This is a genomic window from uncultured Bacteroides sp. (assembly GCF_902472605.1).
Taxonomy (GTDB): domain Bacteria; phylum Bacteroidota; class Bacteroidia; order Bacteroidales; family Bacteroidaceae; genus Phocaeicola.
Map to the genome: position 1 here is coordinate 1 of NZ_CABROP010000046.1, position 25,095 is coordinate 25,095.

The window sequence follows — 25,095 nt, forward strand, 5'->3', positions numbered from 1 at the left end:
GAGCCATGTTAGAACCGATCATACCGGCAGCACCAACAATGGTAAGTTTTTCGTTTGTTACAAATTCCATAATTCTTATGTATTTAAGTTATGTATAAAAGTGTATAAGTCTTTGTTCTTTTTGTTCGATGCAAAGATAGGAAAGTTATCATTGAAAAACGAATCTTTGTTCCGGGAAAAATAGGGGTAAAAGAGAGGATTTCCAGCAATTACGGAAAAATTTCACTATTTTTAGATGTCAACCCCTGATTTTGTAAAGAGTAGGTTACATTTTTCTCTGTCGATGTCAGCATGGTTTCTTTTCTATGTGTTTCCCGGAAGATTTTTTTCTGTTTCTTCTATGTTTTGTATGAAACTTTCTGGTAAATTCTCTGTCCCACACTGTGGGATACAAAAACCACAGTGTGGGATACATATTTCACAGTGTGGGATATAAAAACCACACTGTGGTACAGAGAATATGAAAGTATGAAAAAAGGAATGGATAAGGCGATTTGGCAGAATAGCTGGTCATTCTTTCAATTCTGTATGGGAAGTTATTGTGATTTCTGAAATATTCCATATTTTTGTCCGATAACCAATTTTGAGGAAAAAAGTGAGATTCTATATATTATTCGTGTGTATACTGGCCGTATGCGGCATCTCTTCAGCGCAAGGGAAGAACGTGGAATACGTTGTGCCTCAGGAAGAAGTGGATACGGCGGAAGTATATCTGCCTTCCGACTCCTTGTTTGCCCGTTTTTTGGAGAGCAAGCATATTCCAATTACTTCCTGTAACCGGATGACGCTGTTGAAAAGTGGACGTAGCAAGTTTGAACATCTGTTTGAGGATATCAAGAAGGCTGAAAAGTACATCCACCTGGAATATTTCAATTTCCGGAGTGACTCCATTGCCAAGGAGTTGTTTACGCTGCTGGCGGAAAAAGCGAAGGAAGGAGTGGTCATCAAGGCACTTTTTGATGATTTCGGCAACCTGTCGAACAGCCGTCCGTTGCGGAAAGAACATTTGAAAATGCTGGCCGACCGAGGTATTGAAATGGCACGCTTCAGCCCCATCCGTTTCCCTTATGTCAATCATGTGTTCTGTCGGGACCACCAGAAGATTGTGGTTATCGACGGGAAAGTGGGTTATACGGGCGGAATGAACATTGCCGACTATTATATTAACGGTCTGCCGGAAATCGGGGCATGGCGTGACATGCACATCCGCATAGAAGGTCCGGCAGTGAAATACCTGGAAGAAGCGTTTTTAGGGGTGTGGAACAAGGAAACCCATGAAGGTCTGGAAGAAAGTGCGGTAGTGCCCGACAGTTTCTGCGTGGGCTCCGGACGAAGAGTGGCCATTGTGCAGCGCATCCCGAAAGTATGCCCGGAAATCATGCGGGAGGCTTACATCGCCGCTTTGGATGCAGCGGAACATAAGGTGCAGATTATCAATCCGTATTTTACTCCTACCCGGAAGGTGCGGAATGCCATTAAGCGGGCGGCCCAACGGGGAGTGAGAGTGGAAATCATGATACCCGGAAAGTCGGATATTTCATTTACGCCCGATGCAGGGTTTTATATAGCCAACAAATTGCGTAAGGCCGGCGCGCATATCTATGTGTTCAACGGGGGATTTCATCATTCCAAGATTATGATGGTGGATGAACGCTTCTGTACGGTAGGCAGCACGAACTTGAACAGCCGCAGCCTGCGTTATGATTATGAGATCAATGCATTTGTACTGGATTTGCCGACAACGGCCGAGTTAGGGGAAGTGTTCCGTCAGGATAAGCTTAACAGTACAATCATGACGCACGACGAGTATAAAAAGCGGAGCGTATGGCGGCGTTTTGTCGGCTGGTTCGCACATTTGTTTACCCCGGTTATATAATAATAAGGGAGAATATACCCCGAAACTACGATTTTTTTCTTATTTTTGTCCGATTATATGGAAGTAATTCCAGAAGAAAGAACCTGATTTTTTGAACCGGAACCGCATGGCGTTTTTTAAGGATGTAATCGGACAAGATGATGTGAAGCAGCTGCTTATCCACAACGTACGGAGTGGAAAGATGCCTCATGCTTTGTTGCTTACAGGGCCTTCCGGCAGTGGAAAACTGCCTATGGCACTGGCTCTTTCACGCTATTTGCTTTGCCATCATCCGGGAGAGGAAGATGCCTGCGGGCAGTGCAACTCCTGCAAGATGATGGACCATCTGGCGCATCCCGACATGCATTTTGTGTTTCCGGTAGTGAAAAAAAAGGCGGGGCGTGACGTAGTGTGCGATGAATTCCTTCCTCAATGGCGCGAAATGCTGGAGCGTAATCCGTATGCCGACCTTCAGGAATGGATGCGGATGATAGATGCCGGCAATCAGCAGCCGCAGATTTATGTGCGCGAGAGTGATGAGATTCAACGTAAATTGTCGTTGAAAGCCAGTCAGGGAGGATATAAGGTGATGCTGGTCTGGCTGCCGGAAAAGATGAATGTGGAGTGTGCCAACAAGCTTTTGAAGCTGTTGGAAGAGCCTCCTTTGAAGACCGTATTCCTGCTGGTCAGTGAAGAGCCCGACTTGTTGCTGCCTACGATTGTAAGCCGTACGCAGCGGGTGCATCTGAAGCCTTTGCAGGAGGCAGATATTGAGCGTTACCTGGAAAACCGATATATGCTGCCGCAGGAAGATGCTCGTGACATTGCGCATCGTTCGGCGGGAAGCCTGTTGAGGGCGGTAGAAAACGTACACTTGGGTGAAGAACACAAACTTTGTTTCGAACTTTTTGTGAATCTGATGCGTACAGCCTATAAACGTGACATTCGTAGCCTGAAAGCCTGGAGTGAACAGGTGGCAGGCATGGGGCGCGAACGGCAGAAGAATCTGCTGGAATATTGCCAGCGGATGGTGCGCGAGAACTTTATCTGCAATTTCCGCCAGCCGGATATGATTTACTTGAGTCCGGAGGAGATGCAGTTTGCCACCCGTTTTGCACCTTATATTAACGAGCGGAATATCTTTTCGGTGACCGGACTGCTGGAAGAGGCGCAGGTGCACATTGAACAGAACGTCAATCCGAAAATGGTTTTTTTTGACATGGCACTGAGAATGATTGTAGAAATGAAACAACAGTAACAATATATGGATGATTTTAAGCTAAAAAACGGAAGCGGCCGACTCTGCTGTGGAGGCTGTGGACGACAGAATAATAAACTGAATACCTACGACTGGCTGGCCGATATCCCGGGTAATGCAGAAGAACAGGATATGGTGGAAGTACAGTTCAAGAATACCCGGAAAGGCTATTACAAGAACAGTAACGGTCTGCACTTGGTAAAGGGCGACATCGTGGCGGTAGAAGCCAGTCCGGGACATGACATCGGTACGGTGACACTGACCGGGCGACTGGTACCCTTGCAGATGCGGAAAGCCAACCTGAAGCCGGATGCGGAAATACGTCGCATTTACCGGAAGGCGAAACCGGTGGACCTGGAAAAATACGATGAGGCCAAATCGCGTGAACATGACACGATGATCCGTTCGCGCAAGATTGCGGAGAATCTGGGACTTCAGATGAAAATCGGTGACGTGGAATATCAGGGTGATGGTAACAAGGCCATCTTCTATTACATCGCCGATGAGCGGGTGGACTTCCGTCAGTTGATTAAGGTGCTGGCCGAAACATTCCGGGTGCGTATCGAAATGAAACAGATTGGTGCCCGTCAGGAAGCCGGACGTATCGGAGGAATCGGCCCCTGTGGACGTGAGCTTTGTTGCGCTACCTGGATGACGAATTTTGTGTCTGTATCTACCAGTGCCGCACGTTTTCAGGATATTTCATTGAATCCGCAGAAACTGGCCGGACAGTGTGCCAAGCTGAAATGCTGTCTGAACTATGAAGTGGATGCCTATGTGGAATGCCAGAAGAGACTGCCCAGCAAGGAGATTACACTTGAAACCTTGGATAATGTCTATTATTATTTCAAGGCTGATATTCTGAAAGGAACCATTACTTACAGTACGGACAAGAGTTTCTTGGCCAATGAGGTGACGATTTCTGCCCGCCGGGCTTTTGAAGTGCTGAATATGAACAAGCGGGGTGAGAAACCGGAAAAGTTGGATGAAGAGACATCGCCTCACGATTCGCAGCGTTCCAAAGATTTGCTGGAACAGGAGAGTCTGACGCGTTTCGACAAGGCGAAGGCGGCAAGAAATCGGAAAAAGAAATCAAAGGCAGCTCCCCAGCCGGGTAATCAGCCTGCAGCCTCGGCAGAGGTCCGTGGCAATGGCACTGCCCCCGAGGGAGGAAAAGAACGGGAAAACAGAGGACCTCAGGCCCGGAATAACCGTCCGCCTCGTTCCAAGGTCAACAATCAGGCTCCTCAGGCTGCTGCAGGAAATACGCCGCAGGGAGAAGCCAATGCGAGTCAGGAACCTCGTCCGAGCCGGAACGGAAGACGGAATTTCCGCCGGAACAATAATAATGAAGGGAATAAACGTCCGGAACGTAACTCGAATTCAGATGTACAAGCATAAAAAATGGACAATGGGCATACCGGGATTCCCGTGTATGCCTCTCTTTTTTCAAAAGGTAAAAGCTGGACTACTTCTGTGTGGACTGTGTCTGTGGCTGTCTGCCTGCCATACGGATACGAAGTATCATGTGTATCAGTCGGTACCTGGAGAGGGAAGCTGGCAGAAAACGGATTCTTTGGTGTTCAATCTTCCTCCGGATGTGCCTGCGGGAACCTGCCGGATGGAAGTGGGTATCCGTCACACCGGGACTTATCCTTATCGGGATATCTGGCTCTCGGTGACTCAAATCGACGGGGATTCTCTTCCCCCGCATACAGATACCTTGCATATTTACCTGGCCGATGAGAAAGGAAAATGGAGTCATGAGGGAGCTATCGGCGGGTTGTATCAGGCTACTTACTTGTACGACAAGCCGGTGGTACTGACAGCCGATTCCATCGGACGCCAGTTCCGGGTGACCCACTTGATGCGGCAGAATCCACTGCCAGGCGTTTCGGATGTTGGCATCCGCTTATTTTTCCCGGGCGGCGTCAATGCGGAGGAACACAAATAGCAGAATGGTAAATCCCCATAAGGAAGACCCTCCGTAGCTGAAGAAGGGAAGAGGGATTCCGATGACAGGGGTCAGTCCGAGTACCATTCCCACATTGATGAAGAGGTGGAAGAAAAAGATACCCAGCACACAGTAGCCATATACCCTTCCAAAACGAGTTTCCTGCCGTTCTGAAAGCACGATGAGGCGGAGAATAAGTGCCATGAAGAGGGAGATGACAACGGCCGATCCCACAAATCCTTGTTCTTCGCCGATGGTACAGAAAATAAAGTCGGTGTCCTGTTCGGGCACATACTTCAGTTTGGTCTGTGTACCGTTGAGAAATCCTTTTCCAAACAATCCTCCGGAACCGATGGCAATCTTGCTTTGGTTGACGTTGTATCCGGCTCCTGCCGGGTCGTCCTTCATTCCTAACAGTACCTCGATTCGGATTTTCTGATGAGGCTCCAGCACGTGGTTGAATACATAGTCGGTCGAAAAGAAGAATATTCCTGACCCGATGACAAACAAAATGATATAGAGATATTCCCTTATTTGTTCCTTGAGGTAGAAGTAAAGAAGTGCAATCACGATGGCTCCGCAAATGACCAGTTGCAAATGGCAGACATTAAACGGGATTACGTAGTTGGAAAACAGGGTGCCCAACAGAGTTCCTCCTCCTCCAATGCCAAAGATATAAATTGGCAATTGGGGAACTTGCCGACAGAATCTTCCCACCAAAAAAGCAGATAGCAGGATGATCAGGGTCAGTACGGAAAATTCTCCCCAGGAGGTCATGTCGTCGGGCATAATCTCAGCTCCAAACCGGAGTCCGACAATAAAGAAGATAACGGCGCAGATGCCGGAGAACAATACGGCACCTGTCATACCTTCCCGATACAGCATGAGAAAGAAAGAAAGGTATACCAAGGCGGAACCGGTTTCTTTCTGGAGAATAATCAATATCATCGGCAGCAGGATGATGCCTAATACTGCGATCAGGTGGCGGGTGCGCTGCATCTGGAAGGTGTATTCGTTCATGTATTTTCCTAATGCCAATGCCGTGGCAAACTTGGCGAACTCTGCCGGTTGCAGGCTGACGGGTCCGAGTACGATCCACGAACGTGAACCTTTGATTTCGTGCGGGTTGAAGATGGTGCCGAAAAGAAGCAGGAGCAGGACGCCGTAAATCAGGTAGGCGTATGTGTCGTAAATGCGGTCTTCGAGCATGAGTATGACGAATCCCAGTCCCAGCGAACAGCCTATCCACATGAGCTGCTTGCCGGCACGTGTCGTGATGTCGAAGAAATTGGGCTCTCCGTAATCATAGCTTGCTCCGCATACGCTGAACCAGCCGCAGATGACCAGCACCAGATAAAGTGCAATGGTCCACCAGTCCACATTCTTCCATACGCTACCTCTCGTGAATCCCATAATCAATCCTCCTGTTTTGAATTTCTGTTGCCAATGTTTCGTCTTCTTCCGAAAGCTTTCCTTTCAGATACTTCTCAATCATGAGCCGTCCGATGGGCACTCCGTATACAGTACCGAATCCTCCGTTCTCTACATATACGGCAATGGCAATTTTCGGGTCTTTCATTGGGGCAAATCCCATGAAAGCGGAGTGGTCTTTTCCTCGGTTCTGGGCTGTACCGGTCTTTCCGCAGACTTCAATGTCGGGCAGGTTGGCTCCCCGGCAGGTTCCGCCCAGTACGGCTGCGCGCATGCCTTGTACCACTTCTTCGTAGTGAGAGCGGTCTACCATGGTGTACCGTTTCTTTGAGTAGAGCGTATCGAGAGGTTCACCTTCCACTTCCTTCACCACATGGGGCGTGATGAAATAGCCTCTGTTGGCAATGGTAGCTCCTAAGTTGGCTATTTGCAGCGGAGTCAGTGTCACCTCTCCCTGTCCGATGGAAATACTGATGATGGTCAGTCCGTTCCAAGAACCATGATAGGCCTTGTCGTATACGCTGGCATTGGGGATGAACCCTCTTTTTTCACCGGGAAGGTCTATTCCCAAGGGATAGCCGAATCCCATGGATACCATATAGTCTCTCCAGGTATTGAGGGCTTTCTGTACGGAACCGTATTTCTGGCGGGCTCCAATCATGTGATAAAGTCCCCAGCAGAAGTAACCGTTGCACGAGGTCGCTATGGCCGGAATCAGCGGAAGCGGCGAGGGGTGCGAGTGACAGCCTACGTGGAGTCCTCTGAAATTGAATCCCCCGTTACAGGGATAACTGGTGCCGGTGGTAATGATACCTTCCTGTAAGTAGGTCAGTGCCTGTGAGGTCTTGAAGGTAGAGCCTGGAGGATAAGTACCCATAATGGCACGGTTCAGCAGGGGCTTCCACGGGTCACGGGCCAGTATCAGGTGATTTTTTCCTCGGTTTCTGCCCACCATCTGGCGTGGGTCGTAGGAAGGCGAAGAAACCAGGCAGAGCACTTCACCGGTAGACGGCTCTATGGCTACAATACTTCCGATTTTTCCTTCAAGCAACCGTTCGCCCAGTTGCTGAAGTTCGATATCCAGGCTGAGCCGCAGGTTCTTGCCGGCTACCGGTACCTTGTCGAACTTACCGTCCATATAGTTTCCTTGAATACGTCCGCGGGCATCGCGCAGCAATATCTCGATACCTTTTTCGCCTCGCAGCTGTTTTTCGTACGAGCGTTCTACCCCCAGTTTCCCGATAAAGTCGCCGGGGATGTAGTAATCGTCCTTTTCCATGTCTGATTTGGATACCTCGGCGATGTCGCCTAAAATATGGGCACCGGCGTTATAAGTGTATTGCCGGATGGTACGACGCTGGATATAGAAGCCAGGGAACTTGAACTGTTTCTCCTGAAATACGCCACAGTCTTCTGCCGACAGCTGGGTCAGGAATACCTGATTGGTATAGGGAGAATATCCCGGATTGAGGCGACGGTCTTTGATGTCATGAAATTTCTTCCGCAGGAACTCCGGCGTGATTTTCAGTGTCTGGCATAAGTCGGTTGTATCCAGTTCGGTAATTTCCTTCATGATGACTGTAATGTCATAGGCAGCCTGGTTGTAGACCAGCAGCTTGTCATTACGGTCGTAGATAACTCCGCGGCTGGGGTATTGTATCCGTTTGAGAAAAGCGTTGCTGTCGGCATTTTTCTTATAGTCTTCACTCATAATCTGCAAGGTAAGGAGGCGTATAAGAAAAATCAGTACAATCACCACGACTGCACCGGCAATGACGTATTTCCGCTTTTCAAGATCGTAATTTCTTTCCACTATTTTTTCCTCCTGACAGAATCAATACATAAGATGAGAATGAGCGTGATGGCTGCATCGCTGGCTATTTTCAGCAACAATATTTGTGGCTTGGCGAAAGAAAACATGTCCAGCAGGTTTAAGATGACCGCATGCAACAATACAAGAGTCAGGGTGTACCGGAAGAATGGGGTGAAGCCCATCTGGTAGATACCTGGCTCAAAGTTCTCCGTCGTGTCACGCAATGAGAACAGACGCAGAATCCAAGGGCGGCAGAAAGCTGTCAGTACAGAAGCTGCCGCATTCAGACCAGGGGTATTGCTGAACACATCGATGCAGAGCCCCAGGAAAAAAGCCCAAAGCAGAAGTCCTTTCCGGCTATTCCCTGAATTGATTTTCAATAAGAAATAAATATATAATAAGGGCGTTGCATATTGTTCAAAATGGATGTGATTCAGCACCAGTGCCTGAAGCAAGACCAGGATTATAAACCATTTAAGGCGTATGATGTATTGCATAATTTCCCAAACTTTTGTGTTGTTAATCTTTATGGTTGCACGGAGCGGATACTGTCCTCTAACTGTGCCTGTTCGGTCCCGTTGAAGGAACCCAATACCCTGACATCGTTCAGGCGGGCGAAATCGGTGAAGAGTTTCACTTTGAGCAAATAAGATAAGCCGTCGTGGCTGTCGGTCATATCATCCACTGTTCCTACCGGTATTCCTGCAGGGAAAACGGCACTGTATCCACTTGTCACGATGGTATCGCCCAAAGTAAATTCCGAGTGTCTGGGCATATCTTTCACGTAAGCATATTGTGAGGAACCCCCATCCCATTTGAGAAAGCCGAAATAAGACGTCCGCTTGATTTTGCAGCTGATGCTGCTCTTGGAGTTAAGTATAGGCAGTACAATGGAGTGGTGCTGACCGGTCAGATAGATGATGCCTACCACCCCGTTGCCGCATACGACTCCCATTTCCGGACGGATGCCGTCGGCCGATCCTTTGTCGATGGTAATGAAATTATTGGGGTGAGTTATACTATTGTTCACCACTCTGGCATCGTAGAGCACATAATCTTTCAGTGCGTTTTCGCGGAGAGTGGCTATACCGGTAGTATCCTGTGTATATTGTTCCAGGGCTTGTGAAAGGCGTTCCACTTCAATTTCCAGCTCTACGTTTCGTGCAGTAAGGCCTTTGTTGACTTCTGTAAGTCCGAAATAACGTGTGACTTGGTTGGAGGCTTCGTACACCAGTCCTGCCACATAGTTGGCCGAAGTGAAGAAAGCACTTCCCTGATAATTGTTGAAACGGAACAGCAGGACAAGGGAAATGATTTCCAAAAGAACGAAAACGAACCAATAATTATATTTCAGCAGGAAATTGATAAGATTTCTCATGTAAGAGAGTCTGAATGGTGTATAAACAAAAAATGAAAATTGAAAATGAAGGAACCTTGCGACCCCTTCATTTTCAATTTTATGAGATTATCTCATCAGGAATGAGAACCGATCTACATTTTTCAAGGCGATACCGGTTCCTTTGGCTACGCTCAGCAAGGGATCTTCGGCCACGTGGAAAGGAATGTTGATCTTGTCGGTGAGACGTTTGTCCAGACCGCGCAGCAGTGCTCCACCTCCAGCCAGGTAGATACCGTTGTTTACGATATCGGCATACAATTCAGGAGGTGTATTCTCCAATGCACTCAAGATGGCCGTCTCTATTTTGGCAATGCTTTTCTCCATGCAGTGTGCGATTTCCTGATAGCATACTGGCACTTCCATCGGAAGGGCTGTGATGCGGTTAGGTCCTCGTACGATGTAATCTTCAGGTGCATTGTCGCCCAAGTCAGTAATAGCTGCTCCTACGTGAATCTTGATACGTTCAGCCATTCGTTCACTGACTTTGACGTTGTGCTGACGGCTCATGTATTCCTGGATGTCGGCTGTCAAATCATCACCCGCCACGCGGATAGAGTTGTTAGACACGATGCCTCCTAAAGAAATCACGGCGATTTCGGTAGAACCTCCACCTATATCTACCACCATGTTTCCTTCCGGTGCTTCCACGTCAAGTCCGATACCGATGGCAGCAGCCATTGGCTCAAAAATAAGGTAAACGTCACGTCCACCTGCATGTTCCGCGCTGTCGCGTACGGCACGAAGCTCCACTTCTGTAGAACCTGAGGGTACACCAATTACCATACGCAGGGAAGGAGTGAAAAGATGGCGTCCGGTATTTACCTTTTTGATTAATCCGCGCATCATTTGTTCGCAGGCATTGAAGTCTGCAATTACTCCGTCGCGCAAGGGACGTACAGTACGGATGTTCGGGTTTTCTTTTTCGTACATCAGCTTGGCACGTTCACCCACGGCAATCATTTTGTCCGTGCGGCGATCCAATGCAACAACAGAGGGTTCGTCTACCACGATCTTATCGTTGCAGGTAATGATGGTATTGGCTGTGCCAAGGTCCATCGCTATGTTTTGTGTAAAGGAGAATAATCCCATTCCTTATAATAAGTCTAGAATTTTGAATTAATATATCCGTATAAGAAAGGTAAAGTAACTGGCTTCCCTTTTTATTTCTTGAAATAGTCGCGGATAGCAGTATCGTAGTGTGAAGATACGGTAAAGGCTTCACCGGCAAACCAGCGACGTTGTTCGCGTGTAGTTACGGCACCTTGTTTGTTCAAAATGTCCAGCAACGGCTGATACTGGTGTTTGCTGGCTACGATGACTACATCGTTGAAATTCTTGGCTCCGGCACGAATCAATGAGATACCACCTATATCAATCTTTTCGATGATATCCTGTTCAGCTGCACCGCTGGCAACGGTATCTTCAAATGGATACAGGTCTACAATGACCAGGTCGATTTCCGGAATTTCATATTGAGCTACTTGTTTCTGGTCGCTTTCCAATTCTCTGCGGCAAAGGATACCTCCGAAAATTTTAGGGTGCAAGGTCTTTACACGTCCTCCTAAAATTGATGGATAAGTGGTGATGTCTTCCACTGCCTTGCAGGGATATCCCAGTGATTCAATGAACTGACGTGTTCCCCCTGTTGACAGGAACTCAACTCCTTCGGCATGGAGTTTTGCTAAAATAGCATCCAAGCCGTCTTTATGGTAAACAGACACCAATGCGGTTTTGATTTTCTTTGATTCTGACATAATTTTGAGATTTTGAATTCAGCCGCAAAATTACGAATTTTCAGGTGATAAATATAGGATAGCAGGAATAAAATATCTTTTTTTTACATTCACATTGAAAGTTTTACCGTAGACCTTCTTGTAAATATCCCCCTTATTGGGTTCCTTTCTGAAATTTTGTAACACGATTGTAACATCTATGACATTTGTTTATAACAAGTATGAAATACTTTTGCACTCGGAAAAAACTTAGCAAAACAAGTTATGGAAACTATTTATTTAGGAATTGTCATATTCCTGTTTATGCTGGCAGTCTTCGATTTGCTGGTAGGTGTCAGTAACGACGCGGTGAACTTTATGAATTCGGCTGTGGGTGCAAAGGTCGCAAAGTTTAAAACCATTATTATTGTGGCTGCTATCGGAGTCTTTGCCGGAGCTGTGTTAAGTAATGGAATGATGGATATTGCCCGCCACGGTATTTTCCAGCCTGTAAATTTCAGCTTCTATGAAATTATGTGTATTCTGTTGGCGGTAATGGTGACAGACGTGGTGTTGCTGGATGTATTCAATACGTTGGGCTTGCCTACTTCCACGACCGTATCTATGGTGTTTGAGTTGTTGGGAGGTACGTTTATCCTGGCAATTTTGAAGATTATTGGCGATGAAACCGGTATGTTAAGCTTGGGCGATATGATGAATACAGAAAAGGCCCTTTCGGTGATTATGGGTATCTTCCTTTCTGTAGCGGTGGCTTTCATTGCGGGTACCATTGTACAGTATGTATCCCGACTTATTTTTAGCTTCAATTATAAGAAACATCTATCATGGACCATCGGTGTGTTCGGTGGAATTGCCGTGACAGCATTGGGCTACTTCATCATTATACAAGGTTTGAAGACGGCCACCTTCATGACACCTGAAAAACAGCAGTGGATTCAAGACAATACGCCGATGCTGGTGGGTGGATGTTTTGTGGTGTTTACCGTCATCATGCAAATTCTGCACTGGTGCAAGGTGAATGTGTTTAAGATTATAGTATTGTTGGGAACCTTCTCATTGGCATTGGCTTTTGCCGGAAATGACTTGGTGAACTTCATCGGAGTACCTTTGGCAGGTTTCTCTGCTTATACGGATTATGTAGCCAACTCAAACGGAACAGGTATCCACGATTTCATGATGTCTTCTCTGATGTCTTCTGCCAAGACACCGGCTATCTTCCTGATTGCTTCAGGTATCATTATGGTGTATGCGCTGGCCACTTCCAAAAAGGCAAAAAATGTGATTAAGACTTCGGTCGATTTGGCTCGCCAGGAAGAGGGCGATGAGATGTTTGGCTCTTCTGCACTGGCTCGTGTCATCGTGCGTCGTGCTACCAATATCAATGATTTTCTGGTACGTGTGATTCCGGTGGGTATGCGTCGCTGGATTGACAGTCGTTTCAACAAGGATGAAGTGATTCTGAATGATGGAGCTGCATTCGATATGGTACGTGCTTCAGTGAATCTGGTATTGTCTGGATTGCTGATTATTATTGGTACTACCATGAAGTTACCGTTGTCTACCACTTATGTGACCTTTATTGTAGCGATGGGTAGTTCACTGGCCGACCGTGCCTGGAGTCGTGAGAGTGCTGTATATCGTATCACAGGTATGCTTTCCGTGATTGGTGGCTGGTTTATTACGGCGTTCGTAGCTTTCACGATTTGTGCGCTGGTAACCTTGGTGATGTTCTACACCAGCTTCTTCGGTATGTTTGTGTTCATTGTAGTCGCTGTGGTTTTGCTTGTACGCAGCAATATTAAATACAAGAAGAAAGAACAGGTGGAAGGTCAGGACGATGTGTTCAAGCGGATGATGAGCAGCAAGGACAAGAGCGAAACATTGGCGTTGCTTCGTCAGCATGTGCAGGAGACCTTGGCCAGCTACGTGGATTTCAGTGAGAAAACCTACGTACAGGTGACTGACGGATTTATTAATGAAGACTTGCGCAGTCTACGGAAGGCCATGAATGCCACGGACGATCAGAAAAAGATGCTCAAGAAGCGTCGCCGGAAAGAAATTTTGGGATTGCGCCGTCTGCCTATGACAGTCGCTATCGAGAAAAATACATGGTTCCATTTGGGTAGCAACAGTTGTGAACAGATGCTTTACTGCTTGAAGCGAATCTGTGAACCGTGTAAAGAGCATGTGGACAATAACTTTAATCCGATTTCACCGGATTGCGTGAAAGAATTCCTCCCGATACGTGAACAGCTTTGCAACCTGATGGAGCGTACCAAGCAGGTTATCAGTACTGGAAACTATGCGGATACGGATGATATTCTGAAAAAAGGAGATGAGTTGAAAAACAATATTTCTGCTTTGCGCAAACAGCAGATGAACCGGATGCAGGAGTCTGACAATACAAGCTTGAAGGCTGCTATGGTCTATTTGAATATCCTTCAGGAATCTCAGGAGTTGGTAAGTATTTGGCGCCATCTGTTGCGTGCCAGCCGTTTCTTCCAAGGGGATTACGTGCCGAAAGAGGTTGCCATATTGACTTTGGCGGAAGATCGTTGATTCTGATTTGCTTTTTGAATTAATAAAAAGGGGCCGGCAAGATTTTTTCTTGTTGGCCCCTTTCTTTGTTTATTTGGATTCATCTTCTTTTATTTCGGTGAGGTTGCCTGTGGTGGAATCCATGATGAATCCTCTGACCCGGATGTCCTGTGGTACCAATGGATGATGGCGTACGATATGTACGCTTTTCTGTACGGCTTCTTCTGTATCGTTGAAGCCGCTGAGCCAGGAATTCAGATCAATGTCGCAATATTGCATCATTTCGATGTGGTCTTGCGAAATTCCTCTTTCACGCATGTGACGCAGCATCACCTGACTGTCCATGTGCTGCACACCGCAATCAGTGTGTCCGATAATCATCACTTCTTCCACGCCTAATTCATAGATGGCTACCAGCAAGCTTCGCATGGCGCTTCCGAATGGGTGGGTGATGGTACCTCCAGCATTCTTGATGATTTTGACATCTCCGTTCTTGATGCCCAGTGCGGCAGGTAACAGTTCTGTCAAACGGGTATCCATGCAAGTGACAATGGCAATTTTTTTATCAGGATATTTGTTGGTGATGTACTTTTCATATCCCTTGCTCTCTACAAATGTTTTGTTGAAGTGTAATAATTCGTCTATCATAGTTCTTTCTCTTTTGTGTAGAATACGGACAAAAATACAGATTTATTTTGTGATTTTCCCGACGCTTCCCGATAGAATCTCCAAAATCATGTACTTATCGTGAAATGCGCGTCTGATTTTTTCGTACTTTTGTAGCAAATTCAACCAAACTCTTAAAATATGGCTAAAGAACTCGAACTCAAGTACGGCTGCAACCCTAACCAGAAGCCGGCCCGCATTTTTATGCAGGAGGGAGAACTGCCTATTGAAGTATTGAACGGACGTCCCGGTTATATTAACTTCCTGGATGCGTTCAACGGATGGCAGTTGGTGAAAGAACTGAAAGAAGCTACCGGCATGCCGGCTGCCACTTCGTTCAAGCACGTGAGTCCTGCCGGAGCCGCAATCGGTCTGGAACTGGATGAAACCATGAAGAAAATCTATTTTGTGGATAATTTGCCTTTGTCTCCGCTGGCAAATGCGTATGTGCGTGCCCGTGGAGCTGACCGTATGTCGTCTTACGGTGATTTTATTGCCTTGAGCGATGTATGCGATGAAGAAACAGCCCGTTTCATCAGTCGTGAGGTTTCCGATGGGGTAATTGCTCCGGGGTATACAGATGTGGCATTGGAAATCTTGAAGAAGAAACGTAAGGGAACTTACAACGTCATCAAGATTGATCCGAACTATCGTCCGGCTCCGATTGAACACAAGGATGTGTTTGGCATTACGTTTGAACAGGGAAGAAATGAAGTGAAGCTGAACGGTCCGGAATTGTTTGCCAATATTCCGACACAGAACAAGAACTTCCCGGAGGCTGCCAAGCGTGACTTGATGATTGCCTTGATTACATTGAAATATACACAGTCAAATTCTGTATGCTATGTGAAGGATGGACAGGCTATCGGTATTGGTGCCGGACAGCAGAGCCGTATCCATTGTACACGTCTGGCTGGTAACAAGGCCGATATCTGGTACCTGCGTCAGCATCCGAAAGTATTGAATCTGCCTTGGGTAGAAAAAATTCATCGTGCTGATCGTGACAACACCATTGATATTTATATCAGCGATGACCATGACGATGTATTGGCAGATGGCGTATGGCAGCAGTTCTTTACGGAAAAGCCGGAAGTGCTGACCCGCGAGGAAAAACGTGCATGGCTGGATACGTTGAAAGGAGTATCTTTGGGCTCTGATGCATTCTTCCCGTTTGGTGATAACATTGAACGTGCACACAAGAGTGGAGTAGAATATATCGCTCAGGCTGGTGGTTCTGTACGTGATGACAATGTGATTGAAACATGCGATAAATATGGCATTGCCATGGCATTCACAGGCATCCGTCTGTTCCATCATTAATTCTGAAGGAAAGAGATAAAAAGAGGAGAGGTGCAAATTTGCACCTCTTTTTTTGTAAATCGTTGAAGATTTGCTATCTTTGCTCCCACTTTAATACTCAATCTTGGGGTTGTTTGGTTTTGACAGCGAGAGATGTGGTATGTAAGCATGCAGTGCGTCAGTGATTTGCACTATAATCTCAGTTACTGAACAATTATCTGGCAACGAAAATTATGCTCTCGCTGCTTAATCGAAGAATAGTAGATTAGCTTTATTTCCGTCACAGTGATGGAAACGAGATGTCGCTCAAAAGCTCTTGTTCCGAAGCGTTTGGTCAAGCGGCACAGCAAATTCGGGAATAGTTTCAGTCGGGTTCCGAGGCTGAAATGAAATTTTAGGGACTAAGGTATAAGTGGGTGGCTCTGGTCTTGCTTATGCACGAAAACCGAAGGCAGAGATAAGCATGTAGAAAGCATATGGCTTCCTTGTTTGGACGAGGGTTCGACTCCCTCCAGCTCCACGAAGATTCTTGAGAACCGCTGATTTTCAGCGGTTTTTTCTTTTTATATCATTTTTGTCTTCTCCTGATTAGTTCCCCTTTCTTGGCTCTATTGACTTATTTGTAGATAGAAGAATAAAAAACGGCATATATTCTTTGATGTCTGGAGAATATATGCCGGTTAAGAAGTGATTGGAATTTGGTTAATCTGCAATGGCATCGTCAAAGTTCTCAATTCGAGTCACCTTCTTGATGCTGTCCAACTTTTTCAGGTTCTCACAGATGGTGTTCACATCGTCCACATCGTGTACAAAGAGTTGGATTCGTCCCTCGAAAATTCCATCATTTGATTCAATGTTCAATTTGTGGATGTTGACGTTAAGTTGTTGCGAGATAATCTGTGTCACTTGGTTCAGTACACCAATACCATCAATGCCTTTCATATAGACATTCACCGGGAAATTGAGGGCTTTTCCGATTTCCCACTGTACGGCCAGCAATCGGTTGCCGAAGCTCGTTTTTAGTTGGGCTGCAATCGGACATTGCCGTTTGTGGATGATAATGCGGTTGTTGTCATCAATGTATCCTAACACGTCATCACCCGGAATTGGTTTGCAGCAATCTGCAATGATATAGTGTTTCTGTATCTCGTCAGGAGTCAGTCGGACTACTTTTTTCTTGTCAATATTGAGTTGAGGAGCACTTTCTTTGGGAGGTACACTGTCCTGTGTTTTTGACTTGTTTCCTCCACCGAAAGCAAATACAATGTATTTTTTCCAGTTGGTCGGTGTCGGCTTTTCTTTGAGTTCATTTTTGTCGGCTTCTCCCAATGTGAAGATCTTTTGCCCTATTTGATACATGAGTTCTTCAGGCGATTTCAACTTATGGAGTGTACAAAGTTTCTGTATGTTGGTATCATTGGCTTCAATGCCCTCTTTGGTAAAGAAGTCGTGTAACATGTCTTCTCCCGTCTGTTGGGTTTCTTTGCGTTCCCTCTTCAGGATAGACAGAATTTTGGCTTTGGCTTTGGCCGTAGTGGCAAAGTTAATCCATGAAGGTTGTACCTTCTGGGCTTTGGAGGTCAGAATCTCTACTTGGTCTCCGCTTTGCAGCTTGTGGCTAAGAGGCACCAGTTTGTGGTTGACTTTGGCTCCGATACAGTGACTTCCTAAGAAAGTATGAATAGAGAAGGCAAAATCCAGTGCCGTTGCATTCTGTGGCATGGTCTTGATTTCCCCTTTGGGAGTAAACACGAAAATTTCAGAGGCAAACAGGTTCAGTTTGATGGTGTCCAGGAAGTCAATGGCATCCGGTTGCGGGTCATCCAAGATTTCTTTAATGGTTTTCAGCCATTTGCTGAGTTCACCTTCATCCTCACTACCTCCTCCTTCTTTGTATTTCCAGTGTGCAGCAAAACCCTGTTCAGCTACGTCGTTCATTCGCTCACTTCTAATCTGCACTTCAATCCATTGTCCTTTGTTACTCATCAGAGTTACATGGAGAGCTTGATAGCCGTTGGCTTTCGGATGGCTGACCCAGTCGCGCAAGCGGTCGGGATGTGGCTTGTATATGCGGGAAATGGCTACATAGATGTTGAAGCAGTCATTCAACTCTTCTTCTTCGTTTTTGGGAGTAAATATGATACGTACAGCCAGAATATCGTAGATTTCTTCGAAGGTGATGTGCTTGTTCTGCATTTTATTCCAGATGGAATAAGGCGACTTGATTCGTGCGAGTATCCGATAGGGAAGTCCCATTTTATCGAGTTGTGCGCGGATAGGAGCTGTGAATTCTTCGAACAAACTTTCTCGTTCAGCTTGTGTGGCTTTCAATTTGTCTTCTATCTGCTGATAGGCTTCTGGATGTTCGTACTTGAAGCTCAGATCCTCTAACTCAGTCTTGATACGGTTCAGGCCTAAGCGGTTGGCCAGTGGCGCATAAATATAAAGGGTTTCTCCTGCAATTTTATATTGTTTGCTGGGCAGCATGGAACCAAGTGTACGCATGTTGTGCAGGCGGTCCGCTATTTTGATGAGGATGACACGGATGTCATCGTTCATCGTAAGGAGTAGTTTCTTGAAATTTTCAGCTTGGGCAGAAGCTCTGTCTCCGAAGATTCCTCCGGAAATCTTTGTCAGCCCGTCCACAATCTGGGCTATTTTAGGCCCGAACAGATTTTCGATGTCCTCCACAGTATAGTCTGTATCCTCCACTACATCGTGAAGTAGTGCAGAACAGATAGAAGTAGACCCTAATCCGATTTCCACGCATGCAATACGTGCTACGGCTATGGGATGCAATATATAAGGTTCGCCCGAACGTCTGCGCACTCCTTTGTGAGCTTGTCGGGCGAAGTTGAAGGCTTTTGTAATAATTTCTACCTTTTTCCGGTGTTTGCTTTCAAGGTATCGGTCCAATAACTCCTGAAAGGCATTGTCTATCAGTTGCTCATCTGCTTGTTCCTGCGTAAGTTTCTCCTCAGTCATATTCTCTCCCTTCTTTGAATCGATAATGCAAAAATAGAGAAAAATACGAATCAAACAAGCAAATGCTTCCTTTTCTTATCGGACACGTAGTGATTTGCCTGCTCGGATGTTGCTTCCCTTGATGCCGTTCAATCGTCGGAGTTGGTTTACACTTACGCCATATTTGGCTGCAATGCTTCCTAATGTCTCTCCATTACGGATGCGATGGTATACGGCTTTCCCTTTACTCTGACTTTTGCTCGTACTGCTATTGCTGACCGTTACGGTATTGCGGCGCGTCTGATAAACCTCTGGCTTATAATTGTAAATACTGTCTTCATGGTCGATGAAGCAGCTCATCATCTGGGTTGGCAATCTTAAAGCATAAGGTTTTTCATTGCCTGGAATGATATCCTTCTTGAATTCAGGGTTCAGGGCACGCAGCTGGTCGATATCCATCTTGCATACTTCAGCTATCTGGTTCAGATTTAGTGGACGGTTGATGTGAACTGTATCCGTACTTTCGGGCATGTTCATTTCCATAGGGCTGATGTAATGCTCGCAATAATAAGTCATGATGTAATTGGCTGCTACAAATGCAGGTACATAGCCTCTGGTTTCTTTGGGAAGGTAATTGTAAATCTTCCAGAAGTCTTTTTCACCTCCAGCTCGGCGGATGGCTTTGTTGATGGTACCCGGTCCGCAGTTGTAGGCTGCTAACACGAGGTTCCAGTCGTGGTAGATATCAAATAAATCTTTCAAGTAGCGGGCTGCGGCTCGTGTAGATTTGATCGGATCTCTCCGTTCGTCTACCAGTGAATTGACTTTCAGACCATATACCTGACCGGTACGAAGCATGAACTGCCATAGGCCTACGGCTCCTTGTGCGGAAGTGGCTGTCGGATTCAATGCCGATTCAATGACAGGCAAGTATTTAAGTTCCAGTGGAAGGTCATATAAATCGAGAGCTTCTTCAAAAATGGGCATGTATAGGTTGTTTGCACTTAACATGAAAGATACTTTCTGTCGCAGGCGAGTGGCATACATGTCGATGAATTTCCGTATGATATCATTGTAAGGCATCTCGATGATGGCCGGAATCCGTTGCAGACGATCCATATAGATTGAATCGCTGACTTCTGGGTTCTGGGTAGTCATCGTACAGTTCTCTGCCGGGTTGATATAGTGTTTGGATATCCAGTCCAGATAAAGGCTGTCGGTGGTGGATATCATACCTTCCGGTAAGTCTATAATGTCTTCTTGTCCGTTTGCAGATTGTACAGTAATGGTTTTCTCCGTTTGCTGTGCAAAAAGGGAGGACGCACTGCAGATTGTGGCAGTCAGTAAACTGAAAAGTAGCTTTCTCATTGTTTAAAATTTAATACAGCATTGCAAGCCGACTCCTTGGGGACGGTTGCGGAATGCATCGTTAAAGATGGTGGGTTCCCATTTCATGCTGAGGTCTTTGCTGATGTCAAAATCAGAAAGTTCGGCATCCACATAGGCATCAATCACCGATAATAAATATACACCAATAAATGCAAATATACTTAGGTCACGTTGGCGGCGATAAAGGTCTTTACGTGTACGAAATAATTCTTGCCAATATTCAAGCCGGTCATTTACATTGGTTCCAGGAGGAAGGAAGTTTTCGTAGCTTTTGTTGTTCGGATTGTTGCTCATGATGTCCTGATAGGCCTGCGAATAGTCCTTGTACATCTGGCTGTTCCACGTCAGGGCGTAGGCACATCCTACGAAGCCTCCATAAATGATGGGTAACTTCCAGTATTTCCGGTTGTAGATTTGTCCGGCCCCTGGGATGACCAATCCTAACCATACTGTCCTGTTGGAATTAGGTATCCAGCGTTTTTTTTCTATGGGCTGAGGTTGGGCATGTTGTAAAGAATCGTTTTGTTGTGCCAATGCAGCTGTATCTACGGGAGCTTCCAGATTTTTCAGGTTCAGCTGTCGCTGCAAATCTGTGGTATCGGCCAGTGCCAAGCTGTCCGCTTGATGCTTCAGGCGGATGGAGTCGGTGGTCAATATGCCTTCCCGGTGTTTCTTGGCACGTTGGGCATGTACTTCCATGCCCCCCCAATAAGGGGTGCAGAGTAACAAGATAAACGATAGTAAATATGTAAGTGTATGTGCTCTCAACTGAAGTGGTCGTTTATTCTGTTTTTTTCAAAGAGTCTAAAATCTCCATAATTCTTTCCAGGTCTGCTTCGCTGTTAAAAGGAATGCTGATTTTTCCTTTTCCTTTATTACTGCAAGATAGCTGTACCTTTGTGCCGAAGAAACTGCACAAATGGTTTTGCAGCATAGAGTATTCTTCTGACAATTGTGTCCCTTTGGGAGTAATGGTTTTTCCTCCGCTTTTCACACTTTCACCGCTGGCCAGTGCCTTCACGATTTCTTCTACCTTTCTGACAGAATATCCCTGACTTACGATTTCATTGAAAATACGTATCTGCGTTTTAGGGTCATCTAAAGTCAGTAATGCACGTGCATGTCCCATGTCGATTTCCTTGTTTTTCAGAGCCATCTGAATGGGAGCCGGTAGTTTTAGTAACCGTAGGTAATTTGCGATAGTCGTACGTTTCTTGCCTATTCGTTCGCTGAGTCGTTCCTGTGTCAGTTCATACTGTTCAATCAGGTGCTGGTAAGCCAGTGCGATTTCCAGTGAATTCAGGTCTTCGCGCTGTATATTTTCGATCAATGCCATTTCCATGACATTCTCGTCGTCTGCCGTGCGGATATAAGCCGGTATGGTTTTTAGTCCCGCTAATATGGAAGCTCTGTAACGTCTTTCTCCTGCAATGATCTGATAAGAATCCTCGCTGATTTGACGTAGGGTGATAGGCTGTATGATACCAATTTCAGCAATGGAGTCTGCCAGTTCCTGTAAAGCAATCGGATCAAACTCCCGGCGAGGTTGGTTGGGATTGACCGATATCTTGCTCAATTCTATTTCGTTGATAGAGGATGAGCCGGAGGTCTTTACCTCTTCATGAGATATCAAGGCATCCAGTCCTCGTCCTAATGCAAATTTTTTCTGTACTGCCATATACTTTTATTTGCTGTTTTTGGTTATAATTTCGTTGGCCAGGGCCAAATGGTTTTTTGCTCCGGTGGATTCTGCATCATAAAGGATGGCCGGAATACCGTGGCTGGGAGCTTCACTCAGTTTGACATTACGCTGGATGATGGTTTTGAATACCAGCTCCTGGAAATGTCGTTTCACTTCGTCATAAATCTGGTTAGCCAAACGCAGACGTGAGTCAAACATGGTTAGTAAGAATCCTTCAATTTCCAGCGAAGGATTCAGTTTTGTCTTGATAATCTTGATGGTATTCAGCAGTTTGCTAATTCCTTCCAACGCAAAGTATTCGCATTGAACTGGAATGATTACCGAGTCGGCAGCAGTCAATGCATTGATGGTAATCAAGCCGAGCGAAGGCGAGCAGTCTATTAGTATGTAGTCATATTCGTCTTTCATCGGTTCCAGTGCGTGTCGCATGATTTTCTCACGGTTCTCCAGGTTCAACATTTCAATTTCAGCACCTACCAGGTCGATGTGAGAAGGTATGATGTCTAATCCGTCAATATCGGTGGTGTAAATAGCTTCCCGGATGTCTGCCTGATTGATTAAACATTCGTAGATTGAACAATCAATGTCTTTCAAGTCCACGCCTAGACCAGATGAGGCATTTGCCTGAGGGTCAGCGTCAATCACTAGTACTTTCTTCTCGAGAGTAGCTAAAGATGCAGCCAAGTTAATCGTCGTGGTAGTTTTGCCTACTCCTCCTTTTTGGTTGGCCAAAGCAATAATTTTTCCCATATTAATCAGTTTATTCTGATTGCGAAGTAACTAATAATTGGTGACAGTGTCAATTAAAATTCCATGACTTTTGGGAAAGTGTTGAAAAGTCACCTCATCTGTTAATAACTTCACGCGGGCAAAGATATATATTTTTGCTTAATTGTGTGACCCGGTTTGGTAAGATTAAGATTTGTTGTAACTTTACACTCATAAAAAGATTGAATGATAATATGGTGAAAGAGAAACCGTTTCTGCTGTTGTCGAACGACGACGGCTATGCTGCAAAAGGAATTCAGGAATTGATAAAAGTGTTGCGACCGATGGCTGATTTGATGGTGGTAGCTCCTTCCGGTCCCCGTTCGGGAGCTTCAGGTTCCATTACGTCAGAACATCCTTTGCGTTGCAAACAATTGGCTTCAGAACCTGGCTTTGTTTTATATAGTTGTACGGGAACACCGGTAGACTGTGTGAAACTGGCCTTGCACGAACTGGTTCCTCGGGTGCCCGATATGGTGATTGGCGGAATCAACCACGGAGATAATTCTTCGGTCAATGTACATTATTCCGGTACGATGGGAGTGGTGATTGAAGGTTGTTTGAAAGGCATCCCTTCGGTGGGTTTTTCTCTTTGCAATCATGATGCGGAAGCGGATTTTACTCCTACATTCCCGTATATACAGCGTATTGTAGAGGAGGTGCTGGTACATGGCTTGCCTTCAGGTACTTGCCTGAATGTGAACATCCCCAATGTAAAGGAATTGAAAGGGGTACGTGTCTGCCGGCAGACAAATGGCGTGTGGACCAATGAATTCGTGAAGGCAGAGCATCCGAGGGGAGGCTATTATTACTGGTTGACAGGTTCTTACAAGAACAATGAACCTGATGCGGAAGATACGGATCATTGGGCGCTTGACCATGGATATGTGGCTATTACCCCCACACAGATTGATGTGACGGCTTATGCTTTAAAGGAAGAGATGACTCACTGGAATTTTCAGGTATGAAATACTATTTGATTGTAGGAGAAGCTTCGGGTGACTTGCATGCCTCGAATTTGATGAAAGCCTTGCAAAAGAATGATCCAGCTGCTGAATTTCGTTTTTTCGGAGGCGATTTGATGGCGGCCGTGGGAGGCACTTTGGTCAAGCATTACAAGGATATGGCCTATATGGGATTTATTCCAGTATTGCTGCATCTGCGTACGATTTTCCGAAACATGGACTTTTGTAAGCAAGACATTGTTGGTTGGCAGCCGGATGTGTTGATTTTGGTCGACTATCCGGGATTCAACCTGAAAATTGCTGAATATATCAAGGCGCATACCCGTATTCCAATTTTTTATTACATCTCGCCCAAAATATGGGCATGGAAAGAATACCGCATCAAGAACATCAAGCGCGATGTGGACGAGCTGTTTTCCATCCTTCCGTTTGAGGTAGATTTCTTCGAGAAACATTCCTATCCTATTCATTATGTAGGCAATCCGTGTGTGGATGCCGTCGATGGTTTCCAACAGGCATACTCGGAAGATTTTGCTCAGTTTGTGGCACGTAACAAATTGGGTAGCAAACCTATCGTGGCATTGTTGGCCGGGAGCCGGAAACAGGAGATAAAAGACAATCTTTCGCGTATGATAGAGGCTTCCCGGTCGTTCCCGGAATATCAGTTCGTTATCGCAGGGGCGCCGGGCATTGCACCGGAGTTTTATCGGGCCTATATGGGAGAGAATGCGGAAATTGTGTTCGGGCAGACCTATGATTTACTTTCCCACGCCACGGCTGCTTTGGTGACGAGCGGTACGGCTACCTTGGAAACGGCATTGTTCCGTGTTCCTCAGGTGGTATGTTACTACACGGCAGCCGGCAAGCTTGTGTCGTTTTTGCGGCGGCATATATTAAAGGTAAAATACATCTCGTTGGTCAATCTGATTGCCGGGCGTGAAGTGGTGGCCGAGCTGGTGGCCGATGGAATGACGGTGGAAAATGTGAAGACGCAGCTGGCCCGGATTCTTCCTAGTGGTGAGGGCCGGGAACAGATGTTGCAGGGATATGAGAGGCTGATTAATCTGCTTGGTGAGGCCGGAGCTTCCGACAGGGCTGCTTCTCAAATGGTAGAATGTTTACGACAGAAAAAGAACAAGTCCTCGCATTCCAAATGAATGGAGGACTTGCATTTGTAGGATATAAAAAGGGATATTCAGTAAATGTCCCCAAAATAAGATGGTATATGAAATGATTATGGTCTATCATCTTCATATGCCATTTTTTATTGTCAATTTTCCATGTATTCTTACATAATTCTATCCATCAGGACATGACACTTCTGAAGAAGCCAGATGACCTCTTCCGATTCCGTCAGTAAA

At 45.9% G+C, this 25,095-nt stretch carries 19 protein-coding genes, 1 other RNA gene and 1 pseudogene; 9 read left to right on the top strand and 12 right to left on the bottom strand.

The window, feature by feature from the left end:
* Positions 1 to 595: 595 nt before the first annotated feature.
* The 4 genes from cls (at position 596) to RDP42_RS10490 (ending at position 5,067) form a co-directional block, all read left to right on the top strand.
* Complete coding sequence (cls, locus tag RDP42_RS10475; protein WP_308763638.1) at positions 596 to 1,876, top strand: cardiolipin synthase; 1,281 nt, start codon at positions 596 to 598, stop codon at positions 1,874 to 1,876.
* Between the two features lie 106 nt (positions 1,877 to 1,982).
* Complete coding sequence (gene holB, locus RDP42_RS10480) at positions 1,983 to 3,113, top strand: DNA polymerase III subunit delta' (protein ID WP_308763639.1); 1,131 nt, start codon at positions 1,983 to 1,985, stop codon at positions 3,111 to 3,113.
* A 6-nt stretch (positions 3,114 to 3,119) separates the two neighbouring features.
* Positions 3,120 to 4,514 carry a regulatory iron-sulfur-containing complex subunit RicT gene (ricT, locus tag RDP42_RS10485; RefSeq protein ID WP_308763640.1) on the top strand — a complete coding sequence of 465 codons (1,395 nt, stop codon included), beginning with the start codon at positions 3,120 to 3,122 and terminating at the stop codon, positions 4,512 to 4,514.
* On the top strand, positions 4,501 to 5,067 hold the full coding sequence (locus tag RDP42_RS10490; RefSeq protein ID WP_308763641.1) for a gliding motility lipoprotein GldH: 567 nt from the start codon (positions 4,501 to 4,503) through the stop codon (positions 5,065 to 5,067). Before ricT ends, RDP42_RS10490 begins: the two co-directional genes overlap by 14 nt.
* Here the strand turns inward: RDP42_RS10490 and rodA are convergent.
* The 6 genes and pseudogenes from rodA to RDP42_RS10520 form a co-directional block, all read right to left on the bottom strand.
* On the bottom strand, positions 5,026 to 6,480 hold the full coding sequence (rodA, locus tag RDP42_RS10495; RefSeq protein WP_303912137.1) for a rod shape-determining protein RodA: 1,455 nt from the start codon (positions 6,478 to 6,480) through the stop codon (positions 5,026 to 5,028). The two genes, RDP42_RS10490 and rodA, sit on opposite strands and share 42 nt — an antisense overlap.
* Entirely contained in the window at positions 6,461 to 8,311 is a 1,851-nt protein-coding gene (gene mrdA / locus RDP42_RS10500; protein ID WP_308763642.1) for a penicillin-binding protein 2, read from the bottom strand. The genes rodA and mrdA overlap by 20 nt, the downstream gene beginning before the upstream one ends.
* The gene (gene mreD, locus RDP42_RS10505; protein WP_204476932.1) at positions 8,311 to 8,811 is read right to left on the bottom strand and encodes a rod shape-determining protein MreD; all 501 of its coding nucleotides are present in this window, start codon (positions 8,809 to 8,811) and stop codon (positions 8,311 to 8,313) included. The genes mrdA and mreD overlap by 1 nt, the downstream gene beginning before the upstream one ends.
* Positions 8,812 to 8,837: 26 nt before the next feature.
* Positions 8,838 to 9,689, bottom strand: coding sequence for a rod shape-determining protein MreC (gene mreC / locus RDP42_RS10510; RefSeq protein WP_308763643.1), 852 nt, complete (start codon positions 9,687 to 9,689; stop codon positions 8,838 to 8,840).
* An 87-nt stretch (positions 9,690 to 9,776) separates the two neighbouring features.
* Complete coding sequence (locus tag RDP42_RS10515; RefSeq protein ID WP_204476917.1) at positions 9,777 to 10,799, bottom strand: rod shape-determining protein; 1,023 nt, start codon at positions 10,797 to 10,799, stop codon at positions 9,777 to 9,779.
* Positions 10,800 to 10,879: 80 nt separating this feature from the next.
* Positions 10,880 to 11,464, bottom strand: a pseudogene (locus RDP42_RS10520) (IMP cyclohydrolase); the annotation flags it as partial.
* Positions 11,465 to 11,707: 243 nt separating this feature from the next.
* On the opposite strand from RDP42_RS10520, the gene RDP42_RS10525 reads away from it, so the two are divergent.
* Positions 11,708 to 14,002 carry an inorganic phosphate transporter gene (locus tag RDP42_RS10525; RefSeq protein ID WP_308763644.1) on the top strand — a complete coding sequence of 765 codons (2,295 nt, stop codon included), beginning with the start codon at positions 11,708 to 11,710 and terminating at the stop codon, positions 14,000 to 14,002.
* 69 nt (positions 14,003 to 14,071) lie between these two features.
* Here the strand turns inward: RDP42_RS10525 and RDP42_RS10530 are convergent, their stop codons facing one another.
* Positions 14,072 to 14,629 carry a carbonic anhydrase gene (locus tag RDP42_RS10530; protein WP_204476911.1) on the bottom strand — a complete coding sequence of 186 codons (558 nt, stop codon included), beginning with the start codon at positions 14,627 to 14,629 and terminating at the stop codon, positions 14,072 to 14,074.
* A gap of 159 nt (positions 14,630 to 14,788) precedes the next feature.
* Between RDP42_RS10530 and RDP42_RS10535 the strand changes: the two genes are divergently transcribed.
* Complete coding sequence (locus tag RDP42_RS10535; protein WP_303912146.1) at positions 14,789 to 15,967, top strand: phosphoribosylaminoimidazolecarboxamide formyltransferase; 1,179 nt, start codon at positions 14,789 to 14,791, stop codon at positions 15,965 to 15,967.
* A gap of 105 nt (positions 15,968 to 16,072) precedes the next feature.
* Positions 16,073 to 16,469: a transfer-messenger RNA gene (gene ssrA, locus RDP42_RS10540) on the top strand.
* A gap of 179 nt (positions 16,470 to 16,648) precedes the next feature.
* Here ssrA and RDP42_RS10545 read toward each other — a convergent pair.
* The 5 genes from RDP42_RS10545 to RDP42_RS10565 form a co-directional block, all read right to left on the bottom strand.
* The gene (locus RDP42_RS10545; RefSeq protein WP_308763645.1) at positions 16,649 to 18,931 is read right to left on the bottom strand and encodes a RelA/SpoT family protein; all 2,283 of its coding nucleotides are present in this window, start codon (positions 18,929 to 18,931) and stop codon (positions 16,649 to 16,651) included.
* Between the two features lie 75 nt (positions 18,932 to 19,006).
* Entirely contained in the window at positions 19,007 to 20,278 is a 1,272-nt protein-coding gene (locus RDP42_RS10550) for a transglycosylase SLT domain-containing protein (RefSeq protein WP_308763646.1), read from the bottom strand.
* A gap of 3 nt (positions 20,279 to 20,281) precedes the next feature.
* Positions 20,282 to 21,067, bottom strand: a complete 786-nt coding sequence (locus RDP42_RS10555; protein WP_374046978.1) for a DUF5683 domain-containing protein — start codon at positions 21,065 to 21,067, stop codon at positions 20,282 to 20,284.
* A gap of 13 nt (positions 21,068 to 21,080) precedes the next feature.
* The gene (locus RDP42_RS10560) at positions 21,081 to 21,977 is read right to left on the bottom strand and encodes a ParB/RepB/Spo0J family partition protein (RefSeq protein WP_204476335.1); all 897 of its coding nucleotides are present in this window, start codon (positions 21,975 to 21,977) and stop codon (positions 21,081 to 21,083) included.
* A 6-nt stretch (positions 21,978 to 21,983) separates the two neighbouring features.
* Positions 21,984 to 22,751: a ParA family protein gene (locus RDP42_RS10565; protein ID WP_022354499.1), complete on the bottom strand. Its 768-nt coding sequence runs from the start codon at positions 22,749 to 22,751 to the stop codon at positions 21,984 to 21,986.
* A gap of 212 nt (positions 22,752 to 22,963) precedes the next feature.
* Here RDP42_RS10565 and surE point away from each other — a divergent pair, with 212 nt between their 5' ends.
* Positions 22,964 to 23,737: a 5'/3'-nucleotidase SurE gene (gene surE / locus RDP42_RS10570; RefSeq protein ID WP_308763648.1), complete on the top strand. Its 774-nt coding sequence runs from the start codon at positions 22,964 to 22,966 to the stop codon at positions 23,735 to 23,737.
* Positions 23,734 to 24,891, top strand: a complete 1,158-nt coding sequence (gene lpxB / locus RDP42_RS10575; RefSeq protein WP_308763649.1) for a lipid-A-disaccharide synthase — start codon at positions 23,734 to 23,736, stop codon at positions 24,889 to 24,891. The genes surE and lpxB overlap by 4 nt, the downstream gene beginning before the upstream one ends.
* Positions 24,892 to 25,095: the final 204 nt, after the last annotated feature.

Coding starts and splice junctions, on each gene's coding strand:
- RDP42_RS10530 (WP_204476911.1), bottom strand. CDS start 14,629: ATGATAGACGAATTATTACACTTCAACAAAACATTTGTAGAGAGCAAG.
- ricT (WP_308763640.1), top strand. CDS start 3,120: ATGGATGATTTTAAGCTAAAAAACGGAAGCGGCCGACTCTGCTGTGGA.
- RDP42_RS10535 (WP_303912146.1), top strand. CDS start 14,789: ATGGCTAAAGAACTCGAACTCAAGTACGGCTGCAACCCTAACCAGAAG.
- mreC (WP_308763643.1), bottom strand. CDS start 9,689: ATGAGAAATCTTATCAATTTCCTGCTGAAATATAATTATTGGTTCGTT.
- RDP42_RS10545 (WP_308763645.1), bottom strand. CDS start 18,931: ATGACTGAGGAGAAACTTACGCAGGAACAAGCAGATGAGCAACTGATA.
- RDP42_RS10560 (WP_204476335.1), bottom strand. CDS start 21,977: ATGGCAGTACAGAAAAAATTTGCATTAGGACGAGGACTGGATGCCTTG.
- RDP42_RS10550 (WP_308763646.1), bottom strand. CDS start 20,278: ATGAGAAAGCTACTTTTCAGTTTACTGACTGCCACAATCTGCAGTGCG.
- RDP42_RS10515 (WP_204476917.1), bottom strand. CDS start 10,799: ATGGGATTATTCTCCTTTACACAAAACATAGCGATGGACCTTGGCACA.
- surE (WP_308763648.1), top strand. CDS start 22,964: ATGGTGAAAGAGAAACCGTTTCTGCTGTTGTCGAACGACGACGGCTAT.
- lpxB (WP_308763649.1), top strand. CDS start 23,734: ATGAAATACTATTTGATTGTAGGAGAAGCTTCGGGTGACTTGCATGCC.
- RDP42_RS10525 (WP_308763644.1), top strand. CDS start 11,708: ATGGAAACTATTTATTTAGGAATTGTCATATTCCTGTTTATGCTGGCA.
- RDP42_RS10490 (WP_308763641.1), top strand. CDS start 4,501: ATGTACAAGCATAAAAAATGGACAATGGGCATACCGGGATTCCCGTGT.
- rodA (WP_303912137.1), bottom strand. CDS start 6,480: ATGGGATTCACGAGAGGTAGCGTATGGAAGAATGTGGACTGGTGGACC.
- holB (WP_308763639.1), top strand. CDS start 1,983: ATGGCGTTTTTTAAGGATGTAATCGGACAAGATGATGTGAAGCAGCTG.
- RDP42_RS10565 (WP_022354499.1), bottom strand. CDS start 22,751: ATGGGAAAAATTATTGCTTTGGCCAACCAAAAAGGAGGAGTAGGCAAA.